The 20,586-nt window shown below is 54.5% G+C and carries 22 protein-coding genes, 3 pseudogenes and 1 riboswitch; of the genes and pseudogenes, 8 read left to right on the forward strand and 17 right to left on the reverse strand.

The features are described 5' to 3' along the window. Positions 1-228: 228 nt before the first annotated feature. Positions 229-1,590 (forward strand): shikimate transporter, encoded by a 1,362-nt coding sequence (gene shiA / locus CS369_RS19760; RefSeq protein WP_196908393.1) that lies wholly within the window; start codon positions 229-231, stop codon positions 1,588-1,590. Positions 1,591-1,641: 51 nt separating this feature from the next. On the opposite strand, the gene CS369_RS19765 is transcribed toward shiA, so the two are convergent. The 8 genes from CS369_RS19765 to CS369_RS19780 all read right to left on the reverse strand — a co-directional run bounded on the left by CS369_RS19765 (position 1,642) and on the right by CS369_RS19780 (position 4,494). Next, entirely contained in the window at positions 1,642-2,139 is a 498-nt protein-coding gene (locus CS369_RS19765) for a heme-binding protein (RefSeq protein WP_196908394.1), read from the reverse strand. Positions 2,140-2,243: 104 nt separating this feature from the next. Continuing rightward, complete coding sequence (locus CS369_RS25340; protein ID WP_374191090.1) at positions 2,244-2,408, reverse strand: LuxR C-terminal-related transcriptional regulator; 165 nt, start codon at positions 2,406-2,408, stop codon at positions 2,244-2,246. An 8-nt stretch (positions 2,409-2,416) separates the two neighbouring features. Continuing rightward, a complete protein-coding gene (locus tag CS369_RS19770) occupies positions 2,417-2,857 on the reverse strand; it encodes a response regulator transcription factor (protein ID WP_374191091.1) in 441 nt (146 codons plus the stop codon). Further along, positions 2,854-3,108: an ATP-binding protein gene (locus tag CS369_RS24085; protein WP_280514834.1), complete on the reverse strand. Its 255-nt coding sequence runs from the start codon at positions 3,106-3,108 to the stop codon at positions 2,854-2,856. Before CS369_RS24085 ends, CS369_RS19770 begins: the two co-directional genes overlap by 4 nt. 12 nt (positions 3,109-3,120) lie before the next feature. Further along, on the reverse strand, positions 3,121-3,447 hold the full coding sequence (locus tag CS369_RS24090) for a hypothetical protein (RefSeq protein WP_244665120.1): 327 nt from the start codon (positions 3,445-3,447) through the stop codon (positions 3,121-3,123). Positions 3,448-3,470: 23 nt separating this feature from the next. Then, positions 3,471-3,731 (reverse strand): hypothetical protein, encoded by a 261-nt coding sequence (locus tag CS369_RS24095; protein WP_244665121.1) that lies wholly within the window; start codon positions 3,729-3,731, stop codon positions 3,471-3,473. A gap of 15 nt (positions 3,732-3,746) precedes the next feature. Further along, complete coding sequence (locus CS369_RS24100; RefSeq protein WP_244665122.1) at positions 3,747-4,100, reverse strand: hypothetical protein; 354 nt, start codon at positions 4,098-4,100, stop codon at positions 3,747-3,749. A gap of 205 nt (positions 4,101-4,305) precedes the next feature. Continuing rightward, positions 4,306-4,494, reverse strand: a complete 189-nt coding sequence (locus CS369_RS19780) for a DUF1127 domain-containing protein (RefSeq protein WP_196908395.1) — start codon at positions 4,492-4,494, stop codon at positions 4,306-4,308. Positions 4,495-4,669: 175 nt separating this feature from the next. Here CS369_RS19780 and CS369_RS19785 point away from each other — a divergent pair. Continuing rightward, positions 4,670-6,072, forward strand: a pseudogene (locus tag CS369_RS19785) (PLP-dependent aminotransferase family protein). A 195-nt stretch (positions 6,073-6,267) separates the two neighbouring features. Here CS369_RS19785 and thiH read toward each other — a convergent pair. The 7 genes and pseudogenes from thiH to rsd form a co-directional block, all read right to left on the reverse strand. Next, positions 6,268-7,416, reverse strand: a complete 1,149-nt coding sequence (thiH, locus tag CS369_RS19790) for a 2-iminoacetate synthase ThiH (RefSeq protein ID WP_196908396.1) — start codon at positions 7,414-7,416, stop codon at positions 6,268-6,270. Next, on the reverse strand, positions 7,413-8,198 hold the full coding sequence (locus CS369_RS19795) for a thiazole synthase (RefSeq protein WP_196908397.1): 786 nt from the start codon (positions 8,196-8,198) through the stop codon (positions 7,413-7,415). The genes thiH and CS369_RS19795 overlap by 4 nt, the downstream gene beginning before the upstream one ends. A gap of 1 nt (position 8,199) precedes the next feature. After that, entirely contained in the window at positions 8,200-8,400 is a 201-nt protein-coding gene (gene thiS / locus CS369_RS19800) for a sulfur carrier protein ThiS (RefSeq protein WP_196908398.1), read from the reverse strand. Next, positions 8,397-9,167 carry a HesA/MoeB/ThiF family protein gene (locus CS369_RS19805; protein WP_244665123.1) on the reverse strand — a complete coding sequence of 257 codons (771 nt, stop codon included), beginning with the start codon at positions 9,165-9,167 and terminating at the stop codon, positions 8,397-8,399. The genes thiS and CS369_RS19805 overlap by 4 nt, the downstream gene beginning before the upstream one ends. Then, complete coding sequence (thiE, locus tag CS369_RS19810) at positions 9,157-9,801, reverse strand: thiamine phosphate synthase (protein ID WP_196908399.1); 645 nt, start codon at positions 9,799-9,801, stop codon at positions 9,157-9,159. Before thiE ends, CS369_RS19805 begins: the two co-directional genes overlap by 11 nt. Then, entirely contained in the window at positions 9,798-11,756 is a 1,959-nt protein-coding gene (gene thiC, locus CS369_RS19815; protein WP_244665124.1) for a phosphomethylpyrimidine synthase ThiC, read from the reverse strand. The genes thiE and thiC overlap by 4 nt, the downstream gene beginning before the upstream one ends. Before the next feature lie 115 nt (positions 11,757-11,871). Continuing rightward, positions 11,872-11,995: riboswitch (TPP riboswitch) on the reverse strand. A gap of 121 nt (positions 11,996-12,116) precedes the next feature. Further along, positions 12,117-12,564 (reverse strand): annotated as a pseudogene (gene rsd, locus CS369_RS19820) (sigma D regulator). A gap of 169 nt (positions 12,565-12,733) precedes the next feature. Between rsd and nudC the strand changes: the two are divergent. The 6 genes and pseudogenes from nudC to CS369_RS19850 all read left to right on the forward strand — a co-directional run bounded on the left by nudC (position 12,734) and on the right by CS369_RS19850 (position 17,191). Beyond that, positions 12,734-13,467, forward strand: a pseudogene (gene nudC / locus CS369_RS19825) (NAD(+) diphosphatase). A gap of 81 nt (positions 13,468-13,548) precedes the next feature. After that, entirely contained in the window at positions 13,549-14,613 is a 1,065-nt protein-coding gene (gene hemE, locus CS369_RS19830; RefSeq protein ID WP_196908400.1) for a uroporphyrinogen decarboxylase, read from the forward strand. 38 nt (positions 14,614-14,651) lie between these two features. Then, complete coding sequence (gene nfi, locus CS369_RS19835) at positions 14,652-15,329, forward strand: deoxyribonuclease V (RefSeq protein ID WP_196908401.1); 678 nt, start codon at positions 14,652-14,654, stop codon at positions 15,327-15,329. A gap of 95 nt (positions 15,330-15,424) precedes the next feature. Next, complete coding sequence (locus tag CS369_RS19840) at positions 15,425-15,994, forward strand: DUF416 family protein (RefSeq protein ID WP_196908402.1); 570 nt, start codon at positions 15,425-15,427, stop codon at positions 15,992-15,994. A gap of 200 nt (positions 15,995-16,194) precedes the next feature. Then, positions 16,195-16,467, forward strand: a complete 273-nt coding sequence (hupA, locus tag CS369_RS19845) for a nucleoid-associated protein HU-alpha (RefSeq protein ID WP_196908403.1) — start codon at positions 16,195-16,197, stop codon at positions 16,465-16,467. A 4-nt stretch (positions 16,468-16,471) separates the two neighbouring features. Further along, complete coding sequence (locus CS369_RS19850) at positions 16,472-17,191, forward strand: DUF1481 domain-containing protein (protein WP_196908404.1); 720 nt, start codon at positions 16,472-16,474, stop codon at positions 17,189-17,191. Between the two features lie 144 nt (positions 17,192-17,335). Here the strand turns inward: CS369_RS19850 and purD are convergent, their stop codons facing one another. Together purD and purH are read right to left on the reverse strand one after the other, a co-directional pair. Then, positions 17,336-18,625, reverse strand: a complete 1,290-nt coding sequence (purD, locus tag CS369_RS19855; RefSeq protein ID WP_196908405.1) for a phosphoribosylamine--glycine ligase — start codon at positions 18,623-18,625, stop codon at positions 17,336-17,338. A 17-nt stretch (positions 18,626-18,642) separates the two neighbouring features. Further along, positions 18,643-20,232 carry a bifunctional phosphoribosylaminoimidazolecarboxamide formyltransferase/IMP cyclohydrolase gene (gene purH, locus CS369_RS19860; RefSeq protein WP_196908406.1) on the reverse strand — a complete coding sequence of 530 codons (1,590 nt, stop codon included), beginning with the start codon at positions 20,230-20,232 and terminating at the stop codon, positions 18,643-18,645. Positions 20,233-20,586 lie beyond the last annotated feature (354 nt).

The raw sequence follows: 20,586 nt of genomic DNA on the forward strand, positions 1-20,586 counted from the left end.
AAGACGCCGGATAGATTTAAGCAAGCCCAACATCAATCGAAAATCAGTGTTGCAAAAACGGGGGGGACCATAGATTTTATCTCTCAGCCTGCGAGCACACAGAAAAAAAGCAGACTTGCTCCCCTTCGTCACGCATACTTCTTAAGCATACTTTTGTAACCATGATATGAATTTCTTCTGAGTAATATTTAGTGTATAGTTGTGTAAATTTAAAATAACGAGACAAACATGAACAGCACAAGCACACCAATGTCGCCGCAGAGCGATAGCGCAGCAAACCAGAATAGCTCACAATCTCTGCCTGAAAGCCATACACATAACCGGGCGCACCGTGCCGCCTGGAGAAGTTTTGTCGGTGCAGTTGTCGACTGGTATGATTTTTTACTGTACGGAATAGTTGCTGCTTTAGTGTTTAACACCGAATTTTTCCCACAGATAAGCCCTACCATGGGCACGTTGGCGGCATTTGGGACTTTTGGCGTTGGCTTCTTGTTCGGCCCGCTGGGCGGCATGGTGTTTGGTCACTTCTGCGATCGTTTAGGTCGTAAACGTATGCTGATGATCACCGTGTGGATGATGGGGATCGCCCCCGCGTTAATTGGTCTATTGCCTTCATTTGCGTCTATCGGCTGGTGGGCTCCGGTGCTGCTGGTCACCCTGCGCGCCATTCAAGGGTTTGATGTCGGCGGCGAGTGGGGCGGTGCAACGTTGCTTGCGGTAGAAAGCGCGCCGAAGAAGAAAAAAGCCTTTTACAGTAGCGGCGTGCAGGTCGGTTATGGTGTTGGCTTGTTGCTGGCGACAGGATCTATTTCTGTCGTCAGTCATTGGACGACCAACGAGGAGTTTGTCACCTGGGGCTGGCGATTGCCGTTCCTGTTCAGCCTGATACTGGTTGCCATTGCCTGGTGGGTGCGTAACGGCATGGATGAATCCCAAGAGTTTGAAGCCAATAAAACGCTGCAAGAGCGCGCCAACAAACTTCGCTCGTTCCCTATTTTTGAAGCATTGCGTAAACATCCAAAAGCATTTCTACTGATCATTGCCCTACGCCTTGGCGAACTGTTGACGATGTATATCGTTACGGCCTTTGCGTTGAACTACTCAACCGCACATCTCGGCCTGTCGCGCGATATGTTCCTGAATATCGCTCTGCTGGTGGGGGCAATCAGCTGTTTCTCTATTCCTGCTTTCGCCTGGCTGGCGGACAGCTTCGGCCGTCGTCGTATCTATGTCACCGGAGCGCTGATCGGTGCGGCCAGTGCAGTGCCGTTCTTTATCGCGTTGGAGCATCACAACACGGTGCTGATCCTGCTGTTCGCTATTCTGCTGGCGAATGTCGCGCATGATATGATCGTCAGTGTACAGCAGCCGATGTTTACCGAACTGTTTGGTACCGCCTACCACTATAGCGGTGCAGGCGTGGGTTATCAAGTCGCGAGCGTGGTGGGCGGTGGCTTTACGCCGTTTATCGCCGTGTTGCTGGTGACCGGGTTCTCCGGTGCCTGGTACGGCGTTGCGGGTTATCTGGCGATAGGGTGCCTGATCTCTGCCGTGGTCGGTATGAGTATGAAGCCGCAATCAACGGATTAAGAGCGAATAAAGACCGTAACGCGATAGTGCTGTACGTTACGGTCTCTCCCATTATTTTGCGCTAAGTTGGGCTTTAACCGCCTCGATCACATTTAACGCACACTGTTGGTCGATACTGCCCGAGGGCGCGTCACCAATGCCAATCGCCCCAATGGTTTGATCCCCCACTTTTACCGGCACGCCACCCGCCAGCAATAAAAAGCCTGAAATATCACGCAGATTTTGCGCTTCAGCATTAGCTTGGGCGTTTTTCATCACGTTTTCCGTGGGGGCTTTCGTGGTGAGTGCGGTAAACGCCTTCATTCGGCTGGCTTCGAGGGTATGCGGGCCGGCGTTGTCCATGCGTTTGGCCAACTTCACTACGCCAGCACGATCGACGATGATTACCACCACGTTCACATTCTTAGCACTGCACGACTGGATAGCATGTTGTGCCAGCTGTTCTGCCAGCGCCAAAGAAAGATTTTTTTCGCTTAACACGCCATTGGCAAAGCTGGGAAAGGCGGTAATGCCGCTGAAAAGCAGGGTGGTGATAAGAAGACGTTTCATTATATTCTGGCTCCTGTGGTCCTTGGTAGGTATGCGACAAGGACAGCGTAACCAGAGCCTCTGGAAGGAACCATTCGCTTGATTACTCAAACCACTGCGTAATTTTACGGAGTTTTATCGATAAGTGATTGCCTGCCATACAGTTTTATCAATTTTGCCAGCGAGTTTATTTCCAGTTTGGCGAACAGATTGGCGCGGTGTGCCTCCACGGTGCGGGCTGAGAGTTCCAGATCTTTGGCGATCTCTTTGTTCGATTTTCCCTCCATCATCAGCTCCATCACTTCATGTTCGCGCGCGGAAAGCGTATTGACCTTATCCCGTAACTGTGTGGCTGGTTGGCCTGCGTTTGAAACTGTGTCATCGCGCCAGAAACCGTTTCGAGCAGCAGATCCGCATCGATGGGCTTGGTCAAAAACTCGAAGGCACCACTTTTAAAGGCACGTCGGCACAAATTGATATTGCCATGACCTGTCATGATGATGACGGGGATATCCGTGCCGCATTGTTGCCACTCTTCTAACAGGGTTAGCCCTGTTTTGCCTGGCATACGAATATCGAGCAGCAGACAGCCGTGCAGTGAGCGCCAGTCGCTGTGATGCTGTTCAAAATCAGCAATGCTGGCATAGGGTTGTGTGTGCCATCCGACGGTCGCCAGCAATGCACTGAGTGAATTTCGAATAGCGTCATCATCGTCAATCAGATAAATACACAGCGTCATTGGTCCTGCTCCTCTGCGTTGAAAGGAAACCACAGTATGAATCGGGCCCCGCTGCCAGCGACATTTTCTGCGCTGATGTCGCCGTTGAGACCCTGAACCAACGTTTGAGTCAGTGCCATCCCGAGCCCTAGTCCCCCCTGTCGAGTAGTGAAAAAGGGTAGAAAGACATTCTGTAGCGCCTGCTCAGATAAACCCGGTCCACCGTCAGTTAGGGTCAGTGTAATGCCCTTTTCTATCGGGTGCGCAGCGATCTCAACCCATGCCTATTTAGAGGCGCTATTTTGCTGTGCCTGGATCGCATTGATCAGCAGGTTATGCAGAATTTGCTCAACCCACTGAGGTGCGGCGAGAAACGGTGGCAGGTCATCGGGGATTTTGTTGATGATTTTCAGTTTCCCGGCCTGCAACTCGTTTTCCAGCAGCATCAGCACCCGTGACCAGACAAGCTTCAGATTGACCGGCTGTAAGGGAACGTGGTCGCTGTGCATTTTTTGGCGTAAATCGGTGAGTAGGGCGCTGATCCGTTTGGTTTGCACGACGGCGGCGTCGAGCAGAGGGGCAATCTCCGCGCTCTTTTCTTGTTTCAGCAAACTCAGGGCGGTTTGGTTGTAACTCAGAATCGCAGTAAGCGGTGGTTCAGTTCGTGCACCATACCGGCGGTAATCTCCCCCATGGTATTGAGCCGGGTGAGTTCGGAAAACTGTGCACGTAAATCCGCCAGCACACGTTGACGTTTATACATCAGATAGCGGCTGACAAACTCTACGACGATCGCCCAGAGTAGAGCAAACAACAGCATGCTGATCCAGGGCAGATGGCGCCAGTCGGGATCGTTTCCTGCTGAAAGCTCAAACGGCTGCGAATCGCCCACCACCGCTTTATGCCACTGCTAGTAAGGCGTTGTCGTTGCATCACCAAGCACCAGCAGAGGGGTGTCATGCAAATACAAACTCAGGGTACGGAATGCATTACTCTGCGGCAGTGCGCTGAGTACCTGCTTGAGGTCGATCAGCAACGAGACGTGCTGGCCGTTTAGCCAATAGGTGCCATTGCCCGCCAGTTGCGGCTCGGTAGCACTGTATTCCGGTGAGCGTGTTTTTAAGATAAAAATTTGGGGAAACGCTTTTTTGACCCTCTCGGGATCGCTGGCGGCGGAAAGCAGCGTCAGGATGACATCATGCTGAGAGAGTTTGAGTGCCACATCACGATAAAGGATGCGGAACTCGGCGCTGTGTTCTTCCATACTGCTGTTGCAGCGTATAAATGCTCAGAGCGAGAGCGGATAGGGCCGTCAATAGTAACCAAATGGCGAACTTACGCATGATGATGTCATTCGGGTTGAGTTAACGCCATGCGCATGGCTGAGAGAGTAACGCCGGGACATAGAATTATACTGGATGGATGTTGTAAACCCGATCGCACTCAACCCGTCCGTTCGGAACTTCTGTTTAGCGAAAGCGGTCGACATCGTGAGCAGTGAGGCCAATGTCTTTGAGCTTAGCATCATTGAGTCGACGCAGTTCACGCAGTGTGGTGCGGAGTTTTAGCCAGTGACACCACCACCGAAACGGGGTACGGATTGTGATATCAATACTCCGTGTTATTGCTGTTTTACAACTGCTTCTCCACTGGTTCATTGCGCTCTCCTTCTCCTCAAGATACTGTTTATGATGAAGGTGAATACGATGAGGATACAGCCTCAGAAAATCGCTTTTTAAAGCATACAGGTCGGGCCATATTGCAACTGAATGGCCTGTTTTGTCTCTATGTGTACTGGTTTTTTCGCTGACGCATAGTGCAACAAGGATACTTATGACACGTTACCAGCATCTCGCAGCGCTGTTGGCTCAGCGCATTGAACAGGGGTTGTACCAAAACGGTGAGCGTCTGCCCTCTGTGCGCACGCTTAGTCAGGAACATAGCGTCAGCATCAGCACCGTACAGCAGGCCTACCATGTGCTGGAATCCCAACAGCTTATTTTGCCACAGCCCCGTTCTGGCTATTACGTTGCGCCGCGCAAGGCGCATCCGCCAGTGCCGGGCTTAACCCGTCCTGCGCAGCGTCCGGTAGAAATCAGCCAATGGGACTCGGTGCGAGAGCTGTTAAACTCCAATCCGGAACGTAACCTGTACAACCTGGGCGGTGGCGGGCCGGATGTCAGCCAGTCCTCGATTAAACCTTTATGGAAATCCCTGACGCGCTTTTGTCAGCGACAAGACCTGCCGGTATTGAATTACGGCAATATGTATGGCGCGCTGGACAGCGATTGCCAGTTGGTGGCAGAAGATATCGTGATCACCACTGGCTGCCAGGAGGCGTTGTTCAACGCATTGCGTTCCCTGTGTCGGGAAGGGGATATTGTGGCGGTAGAGTCACCCACCTTTCCCGGCACGCTGCAAACGCTGCGTGGTTTGGGGATCAAAGTGGTGGAAATTCCCACCGATGCTGTGACGGGCATCAGCCTGGAAGCCTTGCAGCTGGCGCTGGAGCAGTGGCCGATAAAAGCGGTTATGCTGGTGCCTAGCTGCAATAATCCACTTGGTTTTTATATGCCGGATGCGCGCAAGAAGGCGCTGATCGTGCTGGAACACAGCAGTTTGATATTGCCATCATTGAAGATGACGCTTACGGCGAGTTGGCGTATGAGTATCCACGGCCGCGAACCATCAAATCCTTTGATAACGATGGCAGAGTGCTGCTGTGCAGCTCATTTTCCAAAAGTTTGGCTCCTAGGTTGCGTGTGGGATGGATTGCACCCGGACGCTATCTGGAGCGCGTGCTACACAACAAATACACCAGCACGGGCTATGCCGTTACCCATACCCAGTTAGCCGTGGCGGAGTTTATCCGTCAGGGCCACTATCAGCCCCACGTGCGTCGGATGCGTGCCTATTACAAAAGCAATCTCGATACGTTCACCTGCTGGGTGCGGCGCTATTTTCCCTGCGGAATCTGTGTCAGCCGACCGCAAGGCGGGTTTCTGATGTGGATTGAGTTTCCTGAAACCTTCGATACGTTGCGGCTGAATAGCTTGCTACGCCAGTCCGGTATTCAGATAGCCTCTGGCTCGTTGTTCTCTGCGTCCGGCAAATACCGCAACTGTATGCGCGTGCACTACGGTCTGCTGTTAACCGATGAGATGCAGCAGATGCTACGCGTGATTGGCGAGCAGGCAGAACACCTGCTGCAAGAAGATACGGTGAGCGGCCACTAGGTGCATGTCGAAGAAGGGCCGATACAGGGAGATAGCGCCACCCTGTATCGGCAGCGGGGGGCAAAACCGAATGGAACAATTCGGTTTTGGTCGACGCATCGAGGTCGTCAACATCATCACTTTACGTAGCGAAAGATAAACAGAGGGTGCATGGTTTGGCCGTTTTATCGCCGAATTATGGCACTATTCGCCCCTTTATCCCGCGTTATGTTGATGATGCGATTGCCTTCCCAAATACCCATCCCAGTCTTTCCATACCGGTTGCAGACCGGCCTGCGCGATCGCCTGTGCGACGGCTTCCGGGCGGCGATTATCATGGGGGGAAAATTGCTCCAATTCGGAACGATCGTCTGCATAGCCTCCCGGCTGCGTTTTGGAAAATGCACTAACGCTGTTGATAGCAATAGGCACCACGTTATCGCGAAAATAGGGGGATTCTCGGGTGGATAGCGACAATTCCACGTCGGGTGCCAACAGGCGGAACGCGCAAATCACTTGCAGTAACTGCGCTTCATCCATGATCGAAGCGGGTGTGATCCCCCCCGCACAGGGCCGCAAACGCGGAAAGGAGATGGAGTAACGACTTTGCCAGTAGGTTTGCTGCAAATACAGCAGATGCTCCGCCACCATATAGCAGTCAGTGCGCCAACTGCGCGATAAGCCGATCAACGCGCCGAGCCCGATCTTGTCGATCCCGGCGCTGCCCAAGCGATCCGGTGTGTCCAGGCGCCAATGGAAATCCTGTTTGTTGCCGCGCAGGTGATGCTTCTGATAGGTTACCGGATGGTAGGTTTCCTGATAGGCCATCACGCCGTCCAGCCCCAGCCTTTTCAGCTCCGCGTAATCCTCCTGCGCCATCGGTTGTACTTCCATCATTAGCGCGCTGAAGTGTGGCCGAATCAGTGGCAACATGTCGCGAAAATAATCCATGCCGACTTTACGTTGATGCTCCCCCGTGACCAGCAGCAGATTGTCAAACCCCAGCGCTTTGATGGCGGCGATTTCACGCAGGATTTCCTCTTGGTTCAGTGTCTTGCGCTTGATGTGGTTGCTCATGGAGAAACCACAGTAGGTGCAGTCATTGGCGCACAGGTTTGACAGGTAGAGTGGAACATAAAAGCTCACGGTATTACCGAAGCGTTGTCGGGTCAGCTGCTGAGCTCGTGCAGCCAGCGGTTCCAGATAGTGCAGCGCTGCCGGGGAAAGCAGTGCCATCATATCGTCACGGGAGAGCGTGGTTGCCGTGAGAGCCCGTTCCACATCGTGGGCGGTTTTGCTGTTAATATCGAGCGTGATGGAATCCCAATAGAGCTGCTCCCAACGAGTACGAAAAGCGTACGTCATGATTGCGCCTCCGACCTTATCTGATGAAGAAAACCGGTCAACGGGCTGGTGGCGATTGCTACCTGTTGGCGTTGACCTAGTCCGGCCTGGCGTGCCCGTTCGCCCGCTTCCACCGCTAAACGAAAGGCGTGGGCCATCTGCACTGGGTCGCGCGCCACGGCAATGGCCGTGTTAACCAGCACCGCATCGGCCCCCATCTCCAGCGCCTCAGTGGCATGGCTGGGTGCACCAATACCAGCATCAACCACGACGGGTACCGTAGCCTGTTCAATAATGATGCGCAGGAAATCGCGGGTTTGCAGCCCCTGATTGGAGCCGATGGGCGCACCCAACGGCATCACGGCAGCGCAACCCGCCTCTTCCAGCCGTTTGCACAGCACCGGGTCCGCGCTGCAGTAAGGCAGTACCACAAATCCCTCTTTGACCAGGCGCTCAGCGGCGCGTAGGGTTTCAATCGGGTCGGGCAACAGGTATTTTGCATCGGGGTGAATTTCCAGTTTCAGCCAGTATGTGCCCAGCGCTTCACGCGCCAGTCGTGCGGCGAACACCGCCTCATCTGCGGTTTTCACTCCCGAGGTGTTGGGCAGCAGTTTCACGCCAAGCTGCTTGAGCGGTGCGAAAATGGCGTCATTACCGGTTTTCAGGTCAACACGTTTCATAGCGAGCGTGACTAATTGAGAACCCGAGGCCTGCAACGCCGCGTGCATCAGTTCGGCGGTGGCGAATTTACCCGTTCCGGTTAATAACCGGGAAGAAAAGCGAGTATCGGTAATCTGCAACATATCAACCCCCTGCGATAGCCTGAAAAAGAAGAATATCGTCGCCTGAGCAAACGGGCCGTGTTGCCCATTCGTCACGCGGCACAATGGTCTGGTTTATCGCCAGCGCGGTACCCGGCTGTAAGCGACCCAACCCCGCCAGCAGGGTTTCCACCGTGGTGCCTTCATCGCACGCCATAGGGGTGTCGTTCAGCGTGATGTTCATGCCGCGATACCCCTACAGACCGGACAGCATGCCGAGCGGCTTAACTGAAAGGTTTTCCAGCTCTGTTGCTTGCCATCAAACAGGCGCAGCTTGCCGCTGAGTGCGGAAGGCAACCCCGCCAGTAGCTTGATGGCTTCCAGTGCCTGAAGTGTGCCGATGACCCCGACCACCGGGCCGAGTACACCGGCGGTGCGGCAGTTGCGCTGTGGTTCTGTCGCTTCTGGATAGAGACAGGCGTAACAGCCGTGCGGATAGGGGGGCGTTAGCACCAGCAGTTGTCCGCTAAAGCCAACTGCACTACCGCTGACCAGCGGCGTTTGCTGCTGAACGCAAGCGGCGTTAATCGCGTGGCGTGTGGTCATGTTATCACTGCAATCTAGCACCAGATCGACCTGTTGAACGGCGCTGCGTAGTGTTTCTCCCGCCAGACGCTCGGTGAGCGTTACTACCTCGGTTAACGGGTTGAGTGCCAAGAGCTGCTGTTTGGCGAGCGTGGCTTTGGGGCGAGAAATATCCTGCGTGCGGTAGAGGATTTGCCGTTGTAGATTGGAAATATGCAGTTGGTCGTCATCGGCGATCGTCAAGGTACCGACTCCTGCGGCAGCGAGATAGAGCGCGGCGGGCGTGCCTAACCCGCCCATGCCGACCAGCAGCACGCGGGATTTTTTCAGCCTTTCTTGTCCTTCCGGGCCGATATCTTCTAGCAGCAATTGACGGCTGTAGCGTAAGAACTCTTGATCGCTCAGTGCCGAATCGTTAAGCATCATGACCCTCCTGATTTTCAATCAGGCTGAGCAAGGTGGCGGTGGCCTGGCGCCAGTCGGCGGTCTGCGTGATTGCGCTGACCACTGCAATACTGCCGACGCCGGTTGCCAGAACGCTCGGCACGCGGTCAATACTGATGCCGCCGATGGCCACGGTAGGGAAACGCCCTTGTAGCGCATCAATGTGACGCTTCAATTCGCTCACGCCCTGCGGGGCGGAGGGCATCTCTTTGGTTTGTGTCGGGAAGATATGCCCTAGGGCGATATAAGACGGTTTGAGCGCTACGGCGCGAGCCAGTTCCACGTCGTCGTGGGTTGAAATCCCCAAACGTAGCCCCGCATTGCGGATTGCATCCAGATCGGCGCTATCCAGATCCTCCTGACCCAAATGCACGCCGTATGCCCGATGTTTGACGGCCAGTTGCCAAAAATCGTTAATAAACAAGCGTGCCTTATAATCCTGCCCGAGCGGGATGGCCTGCATGATGGCGGTCTCAGCTTGTTCTGCGGTTTTGTCCTTAATGCGTAACTGGATGGTTTTTACGCCAGCACCGAGCAGGCGCTCGATCCAGGTCACGCTGTCCACTACCGGATAAAGCCCGAGCTGGGGTGCGGTCGCGGGAAATGCCGGATTCATTTGGCTTCCTCCCCGAGCAGCGTCGTGGCACTGTGATAGAGCTCACTGCCGCGCACTCGGAACTGGGCCGACATCTCTGCCATGCCGACTTCTATCGGCTGCGCTTCCACGGCGGGGGTAGGATTTTTCGCTGCGTATTCACGCACTTCCTGCGAAATTTTCATCGAGCAGAATTTCGGGCCACACATGGAACAGAAGTGTGCAACTTTGCCGGATTCTTGCGGCAGGGTTTCATCGTGATAGGCGCGTGCGGTTGTCGGGTCGAGCGCCAGATTGAACTGGTCTTCCCAACGAAACTCAAAGCGCGCTTTGGACATGGCGTTATCGCGGATCTGCGCACCGGGATGTCCTTTCGCCAGATCGGCTGCATGTGCGGCGATCTTGTAGGTGATAAGCCCCTGCTTTACATCCTCTTTGTTGGGCAGCCCAAGGTGTTCTTTCGGCGTAACGTAGCAGAGCATGGCGCAACCGAACCAGCCAATCATCGCGGCCCCGATACCTGAAATGAAGTGGTCATAACCGGGAGCGATATCGGTGGTCAGCGGCCCCAATGTATAGAACGGCGCTTCGTGGCAGTGCTCCAGCTCTTCAGTCATGTTGCGGCGAATCATCTGCATCGGCACATGCCCCGGCCCTTCAATCATCACTTGTACGTCATACTCCCAGGCGATTTTGGTCAGCTCGCCCAGGGTATGCAGCTCGGCAAATTGCGCCTGATCGTTGGCATCCTGAATGGAGCCGGGACGCAAGCCATCGCCCAGCGACAGGGCAACATCGTAGGCCGCACAAATCTCGCAGATTTCACGGAAGTGGACGTAGAGGAAGTTCTCCTGATGGTGCGACAGGCACCACTTCGCCATGATGGAGCCGCCGCGTGATACGATGCCGGTCAGGCGCTGTGCGGTCATCGGCACATAGCGCAGCAGCACCCCTGCGTGAATGGTGAAGTAATCAACCCCTTGCTCTGCTTGCTCAAGCAGCGTATCGCGGAACATTTCCCACGTGAGATTTTCCGCCACGCCGTTGACCTTCTCCAGCGCCTGATAAATAGGAACGGTACCAATCGGCACCGGGCTGTTGCGCAGTATCCACTCGCGGGTTTCGTGAATATAGCGTCCGGTGGAGAGATCCATCACCGTATCGGCCCCCCACAGCGTGGACCAGACCAGCTTTTCCACCTCTTCCTCGATAGACGAGGTGACCGCCGAGTTGCCGATGTTAGCGTTCACCTTGACCAGAAAATTGCGCCCGATAATCATCGGTTCAGATTCGGGGTGATTGATGTTGGACGGAATGATGGCTCGGCCTGCGGCGACTTCCTGACGTACAAATTCCGGGGTGATGTTGTCCGGCAGGATCGCGCCAAAGCTTTGCCCCGGATGCTGGTGGCGCAGCACTTCGCTGCGAATGCGCTCACGTCCCATGTTCTCGCGGATGGCGATAAACTCCATTTCCGGCGTGATGATCCCTTGGCGCGCATAGTGCAACTGCGTGACGCATTTGCCTGACTGGGCGCGTTTGGGTTGCGGTAACTGTTCAAAGCGCAGGTGATCCAATCCGGCATCCGCCAATCGCTGCTGGGTAAAACGGGAACTGACGCCGGAAAGCGGCTCGGTGTCGTTACGTTCTGCAATCCAATCGGCACGCAGTTTGGCGAGCCCGGTACGCACATCCGGCTGAGAATCGGGATCGCCATACGGCCCCGCGGTGTCATACACCGGCACGGCTTCGTTAGGTTCATAGCGGGGATTGTCTTTGTCTCCCCCCACCAGCGTTGGGCTAAGGGCGATTTCCCGCATCGGCACCCGGATATCACTGCGCGACCCGGTAAGGTAGATACGCGTGGAGTTAGGGAAAGCGGTACCGCGCAGGTTATGAATAAACGCCTCGGCGGCTTCGCGCTTTTCGCGACGTCCAGACGGGGTTTTAGGCGTTGTAGCGGGTGATTGAGACATAGCATGTTCCTGATTATGGTTAAGGAAAAATGCTTGTCTGGAGCTCGCAGGGAGTAATTATGGTTGCCTTGTCCCCTATTTTACGCGCTATGGCGGTGACAACGGTGACAAAACAGAATGGATTACTCTTGTTCCCTTCGCGGGCTTTAACCTGATCAGGTTCCGCGGATCCCGAATAAACGGTCTCAGCCTGCGGCTTATGTAGGACATAAACACGCTAGGCACTCCGACAAGATACGCCCGATAATCAGCACAGCGGCTGTTTACCAGGCAATAACCCCATTACCATGAGGTTAATAAAACGCTAATACTTTAGGACGTCTGAGAGACACTGTCAAAATGTAAGGTGGGGCGATGGTGTTATTCTTTATCAATGACCAGACGAATCAGTCGATCTTCCAGAGCAAAGCGTTCCGCCATGGCTTCGCCGACGCTTGACAGCGCTTGCTGAAACTCAATGCAGTTATCGTGATCGATAGCGGTCGCCAGACTGCTGTCGTAGAAATCCATAATGAATTGCGTGTTGGCCTGTAACGTCAGCGCCAGACGGTGCGTTTGCGCCAGCTTTTGATCGCTCAGTGCGACTGCCTCTTGCAAGATGCGCTCATAGACATGGAAATGGCAGGCGGAAAGATAGTCCACAAGGTTGTGGCAAAAATCATCCAGCGCCTGCTCATCGAGTGGGGGTGTGTTTATCTTTGTTTGGCTTAATGCCGACCAGATGGTAATAGGCAATCAGAAGTTGCTTGCGTGCTTGTAGCCATTGGTCGATTAACGCATTATTATTGTCACCAACGTACTCAGTCAGACTTTGTAATTAGTTTAGCATTGTTGACTCCGTGCATTGATAAGAAAGAACAATCGGTGACGATGGAATTCTGCCATATCCCTGACAGTTAAAATGCCAGTGAAGTGTCTGTGGAGTAATAGAAAAGATATGGAACAAACATTAAAAATGTGATGAGCATGGGTGGTGGGTGGTCAGCCATGATAGTCAAGTGTGGCTACCCGAAGGGAAACTCCCGCATGGCACGGCGGCGCAGTGCGGATTGGAAGGCATTGTTGGACGCCAGATAGGGGAGTGGCAGGGGGAGTGCGTGTGGCTGGTCAGTCACCAGAAAACGTCGCAGATGGATTCTGTACGCCAACTGCTGGATGAAGACGTGGCGCTGTTTCAACTGGCAGGACGCGGTGTACAACTGGCAGAGTTTTATCGTTCGCACCAGTTTTGCGGCTATTGCGGGCAGAAAATGGTGCACAGCAAAACGGAGCTGGCGTGCTTGTGTCCGCAGTGTAAAGAGCGGTATTACCCGCAAATCGCCCCGTGTGTGATCGTGGCGATCCGGCGTGGCGAAGAGATCTTGCTGGCGCAGCACCAGCGTCACCGCGGCAATAGTATACTGTGCTGGCGGGGTTCGTGGAAGTGGGCGAAACGCTCGAACAGGCGGTCGCCCGTGAAGTGATGGAAGAGAGCAATATTCGTATTAAAAATCTGCGCTACATCAGCTCACAGCCTTGGCCATTCCGGCATTCGCTGATGATGGCATTCATGGCGGAGTATGCCGACGGTAACCTGCGGCACGATCCCAAAGAACTCAGAGATGCCGGTTGGTTCCGCTACGATCAACTGCCGATTCTCCCACCGCCGGGTACGGTCGCGAGACGTTTGATTGAGGACACCGTGGTACTGTGTCGCGATGGGCAGGAATAGCGCCGCTGGCGTGTTACACTTCGGGCCAATCGTTTCGTTATCGCGTTTTGACCCTCTCTAAGGGTGACAAAAGGACACCGCATGCCAGACCTGAAAAATGATCGCTATCTGCGCGCGCTACTGAGCCAACCCGTTGATGTTACGCCGGTATGGATGATGCGCCAGGCAGGCCGCTATCTGCCAGAGTACAAAACAACGCGCGCACAAGCGGGTGATTTTATGTCGCTGTGCAGAAATCCAGAGCTGGCTTGCGAAGTCACGCTGCAACCGCTGCGGCGCTATGCGCTGGATGCAGCCATCCTGTTTTCCGATATTCTCACCGTGCCCGATGCCATGGGATTGGGGCTCTATTTCGAAACCGGGGAAGGGCCGCGTTTTACCCATCCGGTTCGAACCGCTGCGGATGTGGCGCGCTTGCCAGTTCCCGATCCTGAACAGGATCTGGGCTACGTGATGGATGCGGTTCGCACCATTCGCCGCGAACTGGCCAGTGCGGTGCCATTGATCGGTTTTTCCGGCAGCCCCTGGACGCTGGCAACCTATATGGTGGAAGGCGGCAGCAGTAAAGCGTTTACGGTTATCAAGAAAATGCTGTTTGCTGAGTCACAGACGCTCCACCTGCTGCTGGATAAGCTGGCTGACAGTGTGATTCTGTATTTGAATGCGCAGATCAAGGCCGGTGCGCAATCGGTGATGATTTTCGACACCTGGGGCGGAGCGCTGAGCGGGCGCGATTACCGTGAGTTTTCACTGCACTACATGCACAAAATTGTGGACGGTTTGCTGCGTGAGCACGAGGGGCGGCGCGTACCGGTGACGCTGTTTACCAAAGGCGGCGGCCAGTGGCTGGAAGCGATGGCCGCGACAGGGTGCGATGCGCTGGGTCTGGATTGGACCACGGATATCGGTGAGGCGCGGACGAGGGTTGGGGACAAGGTGGCGCTGCAAGGCAATATGGACCCGTCAATGCTCTATGCGTCCCCCGCGCGTATCGAGCAAGAAGTTGAGACGATTTTGACCGCGTTCGGCCAGGGGAATGGTCACGTGTTCAATTTGGGGCACGGGATTCATCAGGATGTGCCACCGGAACATGCCGGTGCCTTTGTGGATGCGGTGCATCGGTTGTCGCTCCCGTTCCATCAATAATCGCCATCATCAGGATTGAACGCGCCTTAAGGAGTAGGGTGATGGATACGCAAGCATTGAAAGCGGAGCAGAAACGGCGGGCACAGGAAATCGTGCATGTTGACAGCCTACCCTTTGTCGAGCCTACGTTTATTGGCGGGGCTGATGTCGGGTTCGAGCAAGAGGGAACGGTGACGCGGGCGGCGATTGCGATATTGCACTACCCTTCACTTCAGCTGGTTGAGTACCAGATTGCCCGTATCCCGACGGTAATGACCTATGTGCCGGGATTGCTCTCTTTTCGTGAGTGTCCTGGACTGTTGGCCGCGTGGGAACAATTGGTGCAGAAGCCTGATTTGCTGTTTGTTGATGGGCACGGTATTTCACACCCCAGGCGGTTGGGCGTTGCCAGCCATTTTGGGTTATTGGTGGATGTCCCGACCATTGGCGTGGCTAAAAAACGGCTGTGTGGTCAGAGTGCCCTGCTTTCTGAAGCACCCGGCAGCCAAAGCGCGCTGATGGACCATGACGAACAGATTGGCTGGGTGTGGCGTAGCAAGGCGCGCTGTAATCCGCTGTTTATCTCAACCGGCCATCGGGTTAGCCTGAACAGCGCACTGATGTGGGTAAAACGCTGCCAGCAGGGCTATCGTTTACCCGAACCTACGCGTTGGGCGGACGCCGTTGCCTCACAACGGCCAGTCTTTCAACGCTGGCTGCGTGAAAATCCGCAGTAATGCAGGCAGGATGCGCTAAGTTTAAGAATTCAGGCATAGGGCAAGGCAAAATTTTCAGGTACACTGCCTGCCATTAAAAATAATGAGCGTCGACGATGTTACGTAATCCTATTCACCTGCGGCTGGAGAAGCTGGAAAGCTGGCAGCACGTGACTTTTATGGCTTGCCTTTGCGAGCGGATGTATCCGAACTATTATGAATTCTGCCGCCAGAACGAGTTTGGCGATGCGCAGCTGTATCGCCGCATCCTCGATCTGGTGTGGGAAGTGCTGGTCGTGAAAGAGGCCAAGGTCAATTTCGACAGCCAGTTGGAGAAATGGGAAGACGCTATTCCTTCCGCTGATGATTACGATTTATACGGTGTCTATCCGGCCATTGACGCATGCATTGCATTGGGTGAACTGATTCATTCGCAACTGAGTGGTGCCACGCTCGAGCATGCGATTGACATTAGCGAAACCTCCATTCGCACGGTAACGATGCTGGAAATGACGCAAGCTGGCCGTGAAATGACGGACGAAGAACTCTACACGCTGCCCGCGATCGAAGAAGAATGGGATATTCAGTGGGAGATTTTTCGATTGCTGGCGGCATGTGAAGAGCGTGATTTGGAATTGATTAAAGGGATGCGCGCCGACCTGCGGGAAGCAGCAATATTGGCATAAATTTAGGCCAATAAGGCGATAAAACGTGATTTAAGGCCCTAAATGACAAGTGAAGGGCTTCAAATCCGCCCCCTGTCTGGTCTACATTTGGGGGGGCGTAAAAAAAGTGGCTGTCGGTGCGTGTATGCAGGAGAGTGCTTTTGAGCATATCCGTCGCACTCGATGCTAAGCAAGCGATAAACACACTGTAAGGATAACTTATGAATAAGACTCAACTGATTGATGTGATTGCAGACAAAGCTGACCTGTCCAAGGCTCAGGCTAAAACAGCGTTAGAAGCCACTCTGACCGCGGTAACTGAGTCTCTGAAAGCAGGCGATGCAGTACAATTAGTGGGTTTTGGTACGTTTAAAGTGAACCATCGTAACGAGCGCACTGGCCGCAACCCGCAAACGGGTAAAGAAATCAAAATCGCTGCGGCGAATGTCCCGGCATTTGTTGCGGGCAAAGCACTAAAAGACGCTGTTAAATAAGCGAATGCCAGTGAAGGATTCAAGCAAAGGGGCGTTAGCGCCCCTTTTGCTTTTGTGGCGCAGGCTGGTCACGGTGGCTATTGCCGGATTGCTAACCGCCTGCTCCAGCCACTCGCCCCCGCCAACGACGTTCGCCACCGGTTACGTAGGCGATCGTGCAGTGGTGCGCGTGTGGCACAAGGATGACAGCCAACAACACAGCACGCAATTAGTGACACTCTCCAATGCGTTGCAGGATGATAACCTGTGGCCCGATCGTCACGGGGTGGAAACGCGTTACCTGTTTGTTCAGGGCCATCTGCGTGAAATAAAGCGCAGTTATCGTGGTGTCCATCCGGAAAGTCTCCATCTTCGATTTGCTGACGACGGCACGGTGAGCTTTATGCAACGGCAACTCGACGATCGGCGTGAAAGCGTTTCTGACGATGAGATAGCGCTGTTTCAGTTTGATGCCAAGCGGGTGCTGGAACTCAGCGAGGTGTTGCGCACCGGCAGTGTGAGATTGCGTCAGGGGGTGCTACAGGGCAATCGCGTGCTCACCTGTGATGGACAGAATGTCAGCCCTGATTTTGATCTGCTCTCGCTGAGATGGATAGCGGAACAGCGGCAGCATCGTCCAGAGGTCACGCTACGCGTGGCGTGGTTGGATGCCCCTGCGGGAACGCAACTGCTGCTGGTGGCTGAGGAAGATTTGTGTCGGTGGAAGCCGTTTGCCAGCGAGTAGGGTTAAATCTACCCGTCATTCCCGCATACCCTTGTCATTCCAGCGTAGGCGGGAATCTTTCACAGGCTAAACGCGTTTCTTCTGCCAGAGGTCCCCGGCCTACGCCGAGGACGACGAAGGGGCATACCACCTATCATTCCCGCATTATTGCTTTTGCTCACGTGCAATGGCGCGGTAGCCGATATCATTGCGGTAGAAACTGCCGTTCCAGCGGATATCTTTGGCAACCTCATAGGCTTTCTGCTGCGCCAGTGCGACAGTGCTACCCAAGGCGGTAACGCACAGCACGCGTCCACCGCTGGTGACTACGTCATCGCCACGCAGTGCGGTGCCAGCCTGAAACACCTTACTGTCTTCCGCTTCTTCCTGTGGTAAGCCGCTGATGACATCGCCGGAAGCGTAGTCACCGGGGTAACCGCCTGCCGCAATCACTACGCCCAACGCCGGGCGCTCATCCCAGACGAACGTTGTCTGATCCAGTTTGCCTTCACAGGCTGCCAGACACATCTCCACCAGATCTGAGCGCAGGCGCATCATGATCGGTTGCGTCTCTGGATCGCCAAAGCGGCAGTTAAATTCGATCACCTTAGGCTGGCCCGCGTCATCGATCATCAACCCGGCATACAGGAAACCGGTATAGGTATTTCCTTCCGCCTTCATGCCGCGTACTGTCGGCCAAATCACCTGATCCATCACGCGCTGGTGGATCTCATCGGTCACCACTGGGGCAGGAGAGTATGCGCCCATACCGCCCGTGTTCGGGCCGGTGTCTTTATCGCCCACACGTTTGTGGTCCTGGCTGGTGGCCATGGGCAATACGTTATCGCCGTCGACCATGACGATAAAGCTGGCCTCTTCACCTTCCAGAAACTCTTCGATGACGATACGGTGCCCGGCATCGCCAAACGCATTGCCTGCCAGCATATCCTGAACCGCGTTTTCTGCTTCTTCCTGCGTCATGGCAACGATAACGCCTTTGCCCGCCGCCAGGCCGTCAGCCTTGATCACGATAGGCGCGCCGTGCTTGCGCATATAGGCCAGCGCAGGCTCAACCTCGGTGAAATTCTGATAGAACGCGATGGGGATCTGCTGACGCGCCAGGAAATCTTTGGTAAAGGCCTTGGAGCCTTCTAACTGTGCAGCAGCCTGAGTCGGGCCAAAAATCGTCAGACCCGCGGTGCGGAAAGCATCAACCACGCCAATCACCAGCGGTGCTTCCGGACCAACGATGGTCAAACCAATCTGTTTTTCCTGGGCAAAAGCAACCAGCGCCGGAATATCGGTAGCGGAGATTGCCACGTTTTGCAGTGCAGATTCGCGTGCCGTACCCGCATTACCGGGCGCGACATAGACATTATCTGCCAGCGGCGACTGGGCGGCTTTCCACGCCAGCGCGTGTTCGCGCCCGCCATTACCAATGATTAAAATGTTCATCTGTGTCATATCCTGAATTAGTGGCGGAAATGGCGCATGTCGCTGAAGATCATGGCAATGCCGTGTTCGTTAGCGGCGGTGATAGCCTCGTCATCACGAATGGAACCCCCCGGCTGAATCACACAGGTAATGCCAACGGCAGCGGCGGCATCGATACCGTCACGGAACGGGAAGAACGCATCAGAGGCCATTACGGAGCCTTCAACCTGCAATCCTTCGTCACCGGCTTTAATTCCCGCGATTTTTGCGGAATAGACGCGGCTCATCTGTCCTGCACCGATGCCGACAGTCATATTATCACGGGCATAGACGATGGCATTGGATTTGACGAACTTCGCGACTTTCCAGCAGAACAGTGCATCGCGCAGTTCGGTTTCTGTCGGTTGACGCTCTGTGACAACGCGCAGTTGACCCGCATCAACCATGCCCAGATCGCGATCCTGTAACAGCAGGCCGCCGTTGACGCGTTTGAAATCCAGCCCGGAAATGCGTTGCTGCCATTGGCCGCAAATGAGGACGCGCACGTTCTGTTTTGCCGCTGTGACTTTCAAGGCCGCTGCACTGGCTGAGGGCGCGATGATCACTTCTACAAACTGACGACTGATGATCGCTTGCGCGGTGGCTTCGTCCAATTCGCGGTTAAACGCGATGATGCCGCCAAACGCAGAGGTGGGGTCGGTTTTGTAGGCGCGCTCGTAGGCCGCCAGAATCGACTCGCCAATAGCAACGCCACAGGGGTTGGCGTGTTTCACGATGACGCAGGCCGGTTCGGCGAACTCTTTTACGCACTCCAGCGCCGCATCGGTGTCGGCAATATTGTTGTAAGACAGCGCTTTGCCCTGCAACTGTTCTAGTGTCGCAACAGAGGCCTCTTTCAGCGTCTCTTCAATATAGAAGGCGGCTTGCTGATGGCTGTTCTCGCCGTAACGCATGTCCTGCTTCTTGATGAAGTTCAGGTTCAGCGTGCGCGGGAAGTGGCCGGCCGGCTTATCTGTCTCACCGTGGTAAGGAGGAACCATCGTGCCAAAGTAGTTGGCGATCATGCTGTCGTAGGCTGCGGTGTGTTCAAAGGCTTTAATCGCCAGATTGAAGCGGGTTTCCAGCGTCAGAGAGTGCGCATTGGCATCCATTTCATTGATGATGTCAGTGTAGTCACTGCTTTTTACCACGATAGTGACATCTTTATGGTTCTTGGCCGCGGAGCGCACCATGGTTGGACCGCCAATATCGATATTTTCGACGGCATCAGCCAGTGAGCAATCGGGACGGGCCACCGTTTGCGCGAAGGGATATAGGTTTACCACCACCATATCGATGGGGCTGATGTCATGTTCTGCCATGATGGCTTCATCCGTGCTGCGACGACCCAGGATCCCGCCGTGTACTTTCGGGTGCAGGGTTTTAACGCGACCATCCATCATCTCTGGGAAGCCCGTATAGTCGGACACTTCAGTGACGGGTAAGCCCGCATCAGCCAACAGGCGGGCAGTACCGCCAGTGGATAGCAGCTCCACGCCACGTTGATAAAGCGCCTGAGCAAATTCGACAATACCGGCTTTGTCAGAAACGCTGAGTAAAGCGCGGCGGATAGGACGAGGTTGTGACATGGTGATGTATCCCTTGGCTTTGGATAGGCATAAAAGAACAGTATATGAATGAAGTTTTGCTGTTTTTATCCTTTATCTGGATAAAACCGCATTCCTATTCTGTTCTTGTACGGTAATTTTGCGCGGGAGAATTGTAGCGAAAACGTTTGCGTGATGCTCGTCTAATTTTAGGCAGAATCTCACTTGTGGATAACATTGTGCAAAAGTGGGTATAAAGCGGGGTTTTGCTGTGGAATTCAGCAAACAGTCAATTTTATTCAAAATACCTATTGCAGGCTGCGCGGAAATCCCTATACTCCGCCTCCACTGACACGGCAACAGCGACACGCGGTTGCGGTAACAGTCGGAAAGTTA

Origin of the sequence: Candidatus Symbiopectobacterium sp. 'North America', assembly GCF_015762685.1 — a bacterium.
GTDB lineage: Bacteria > Pseudomonadota > Gammaproteobacteria > Enterobacterales > Enterobacteriaceae > Symbiopectobacterium.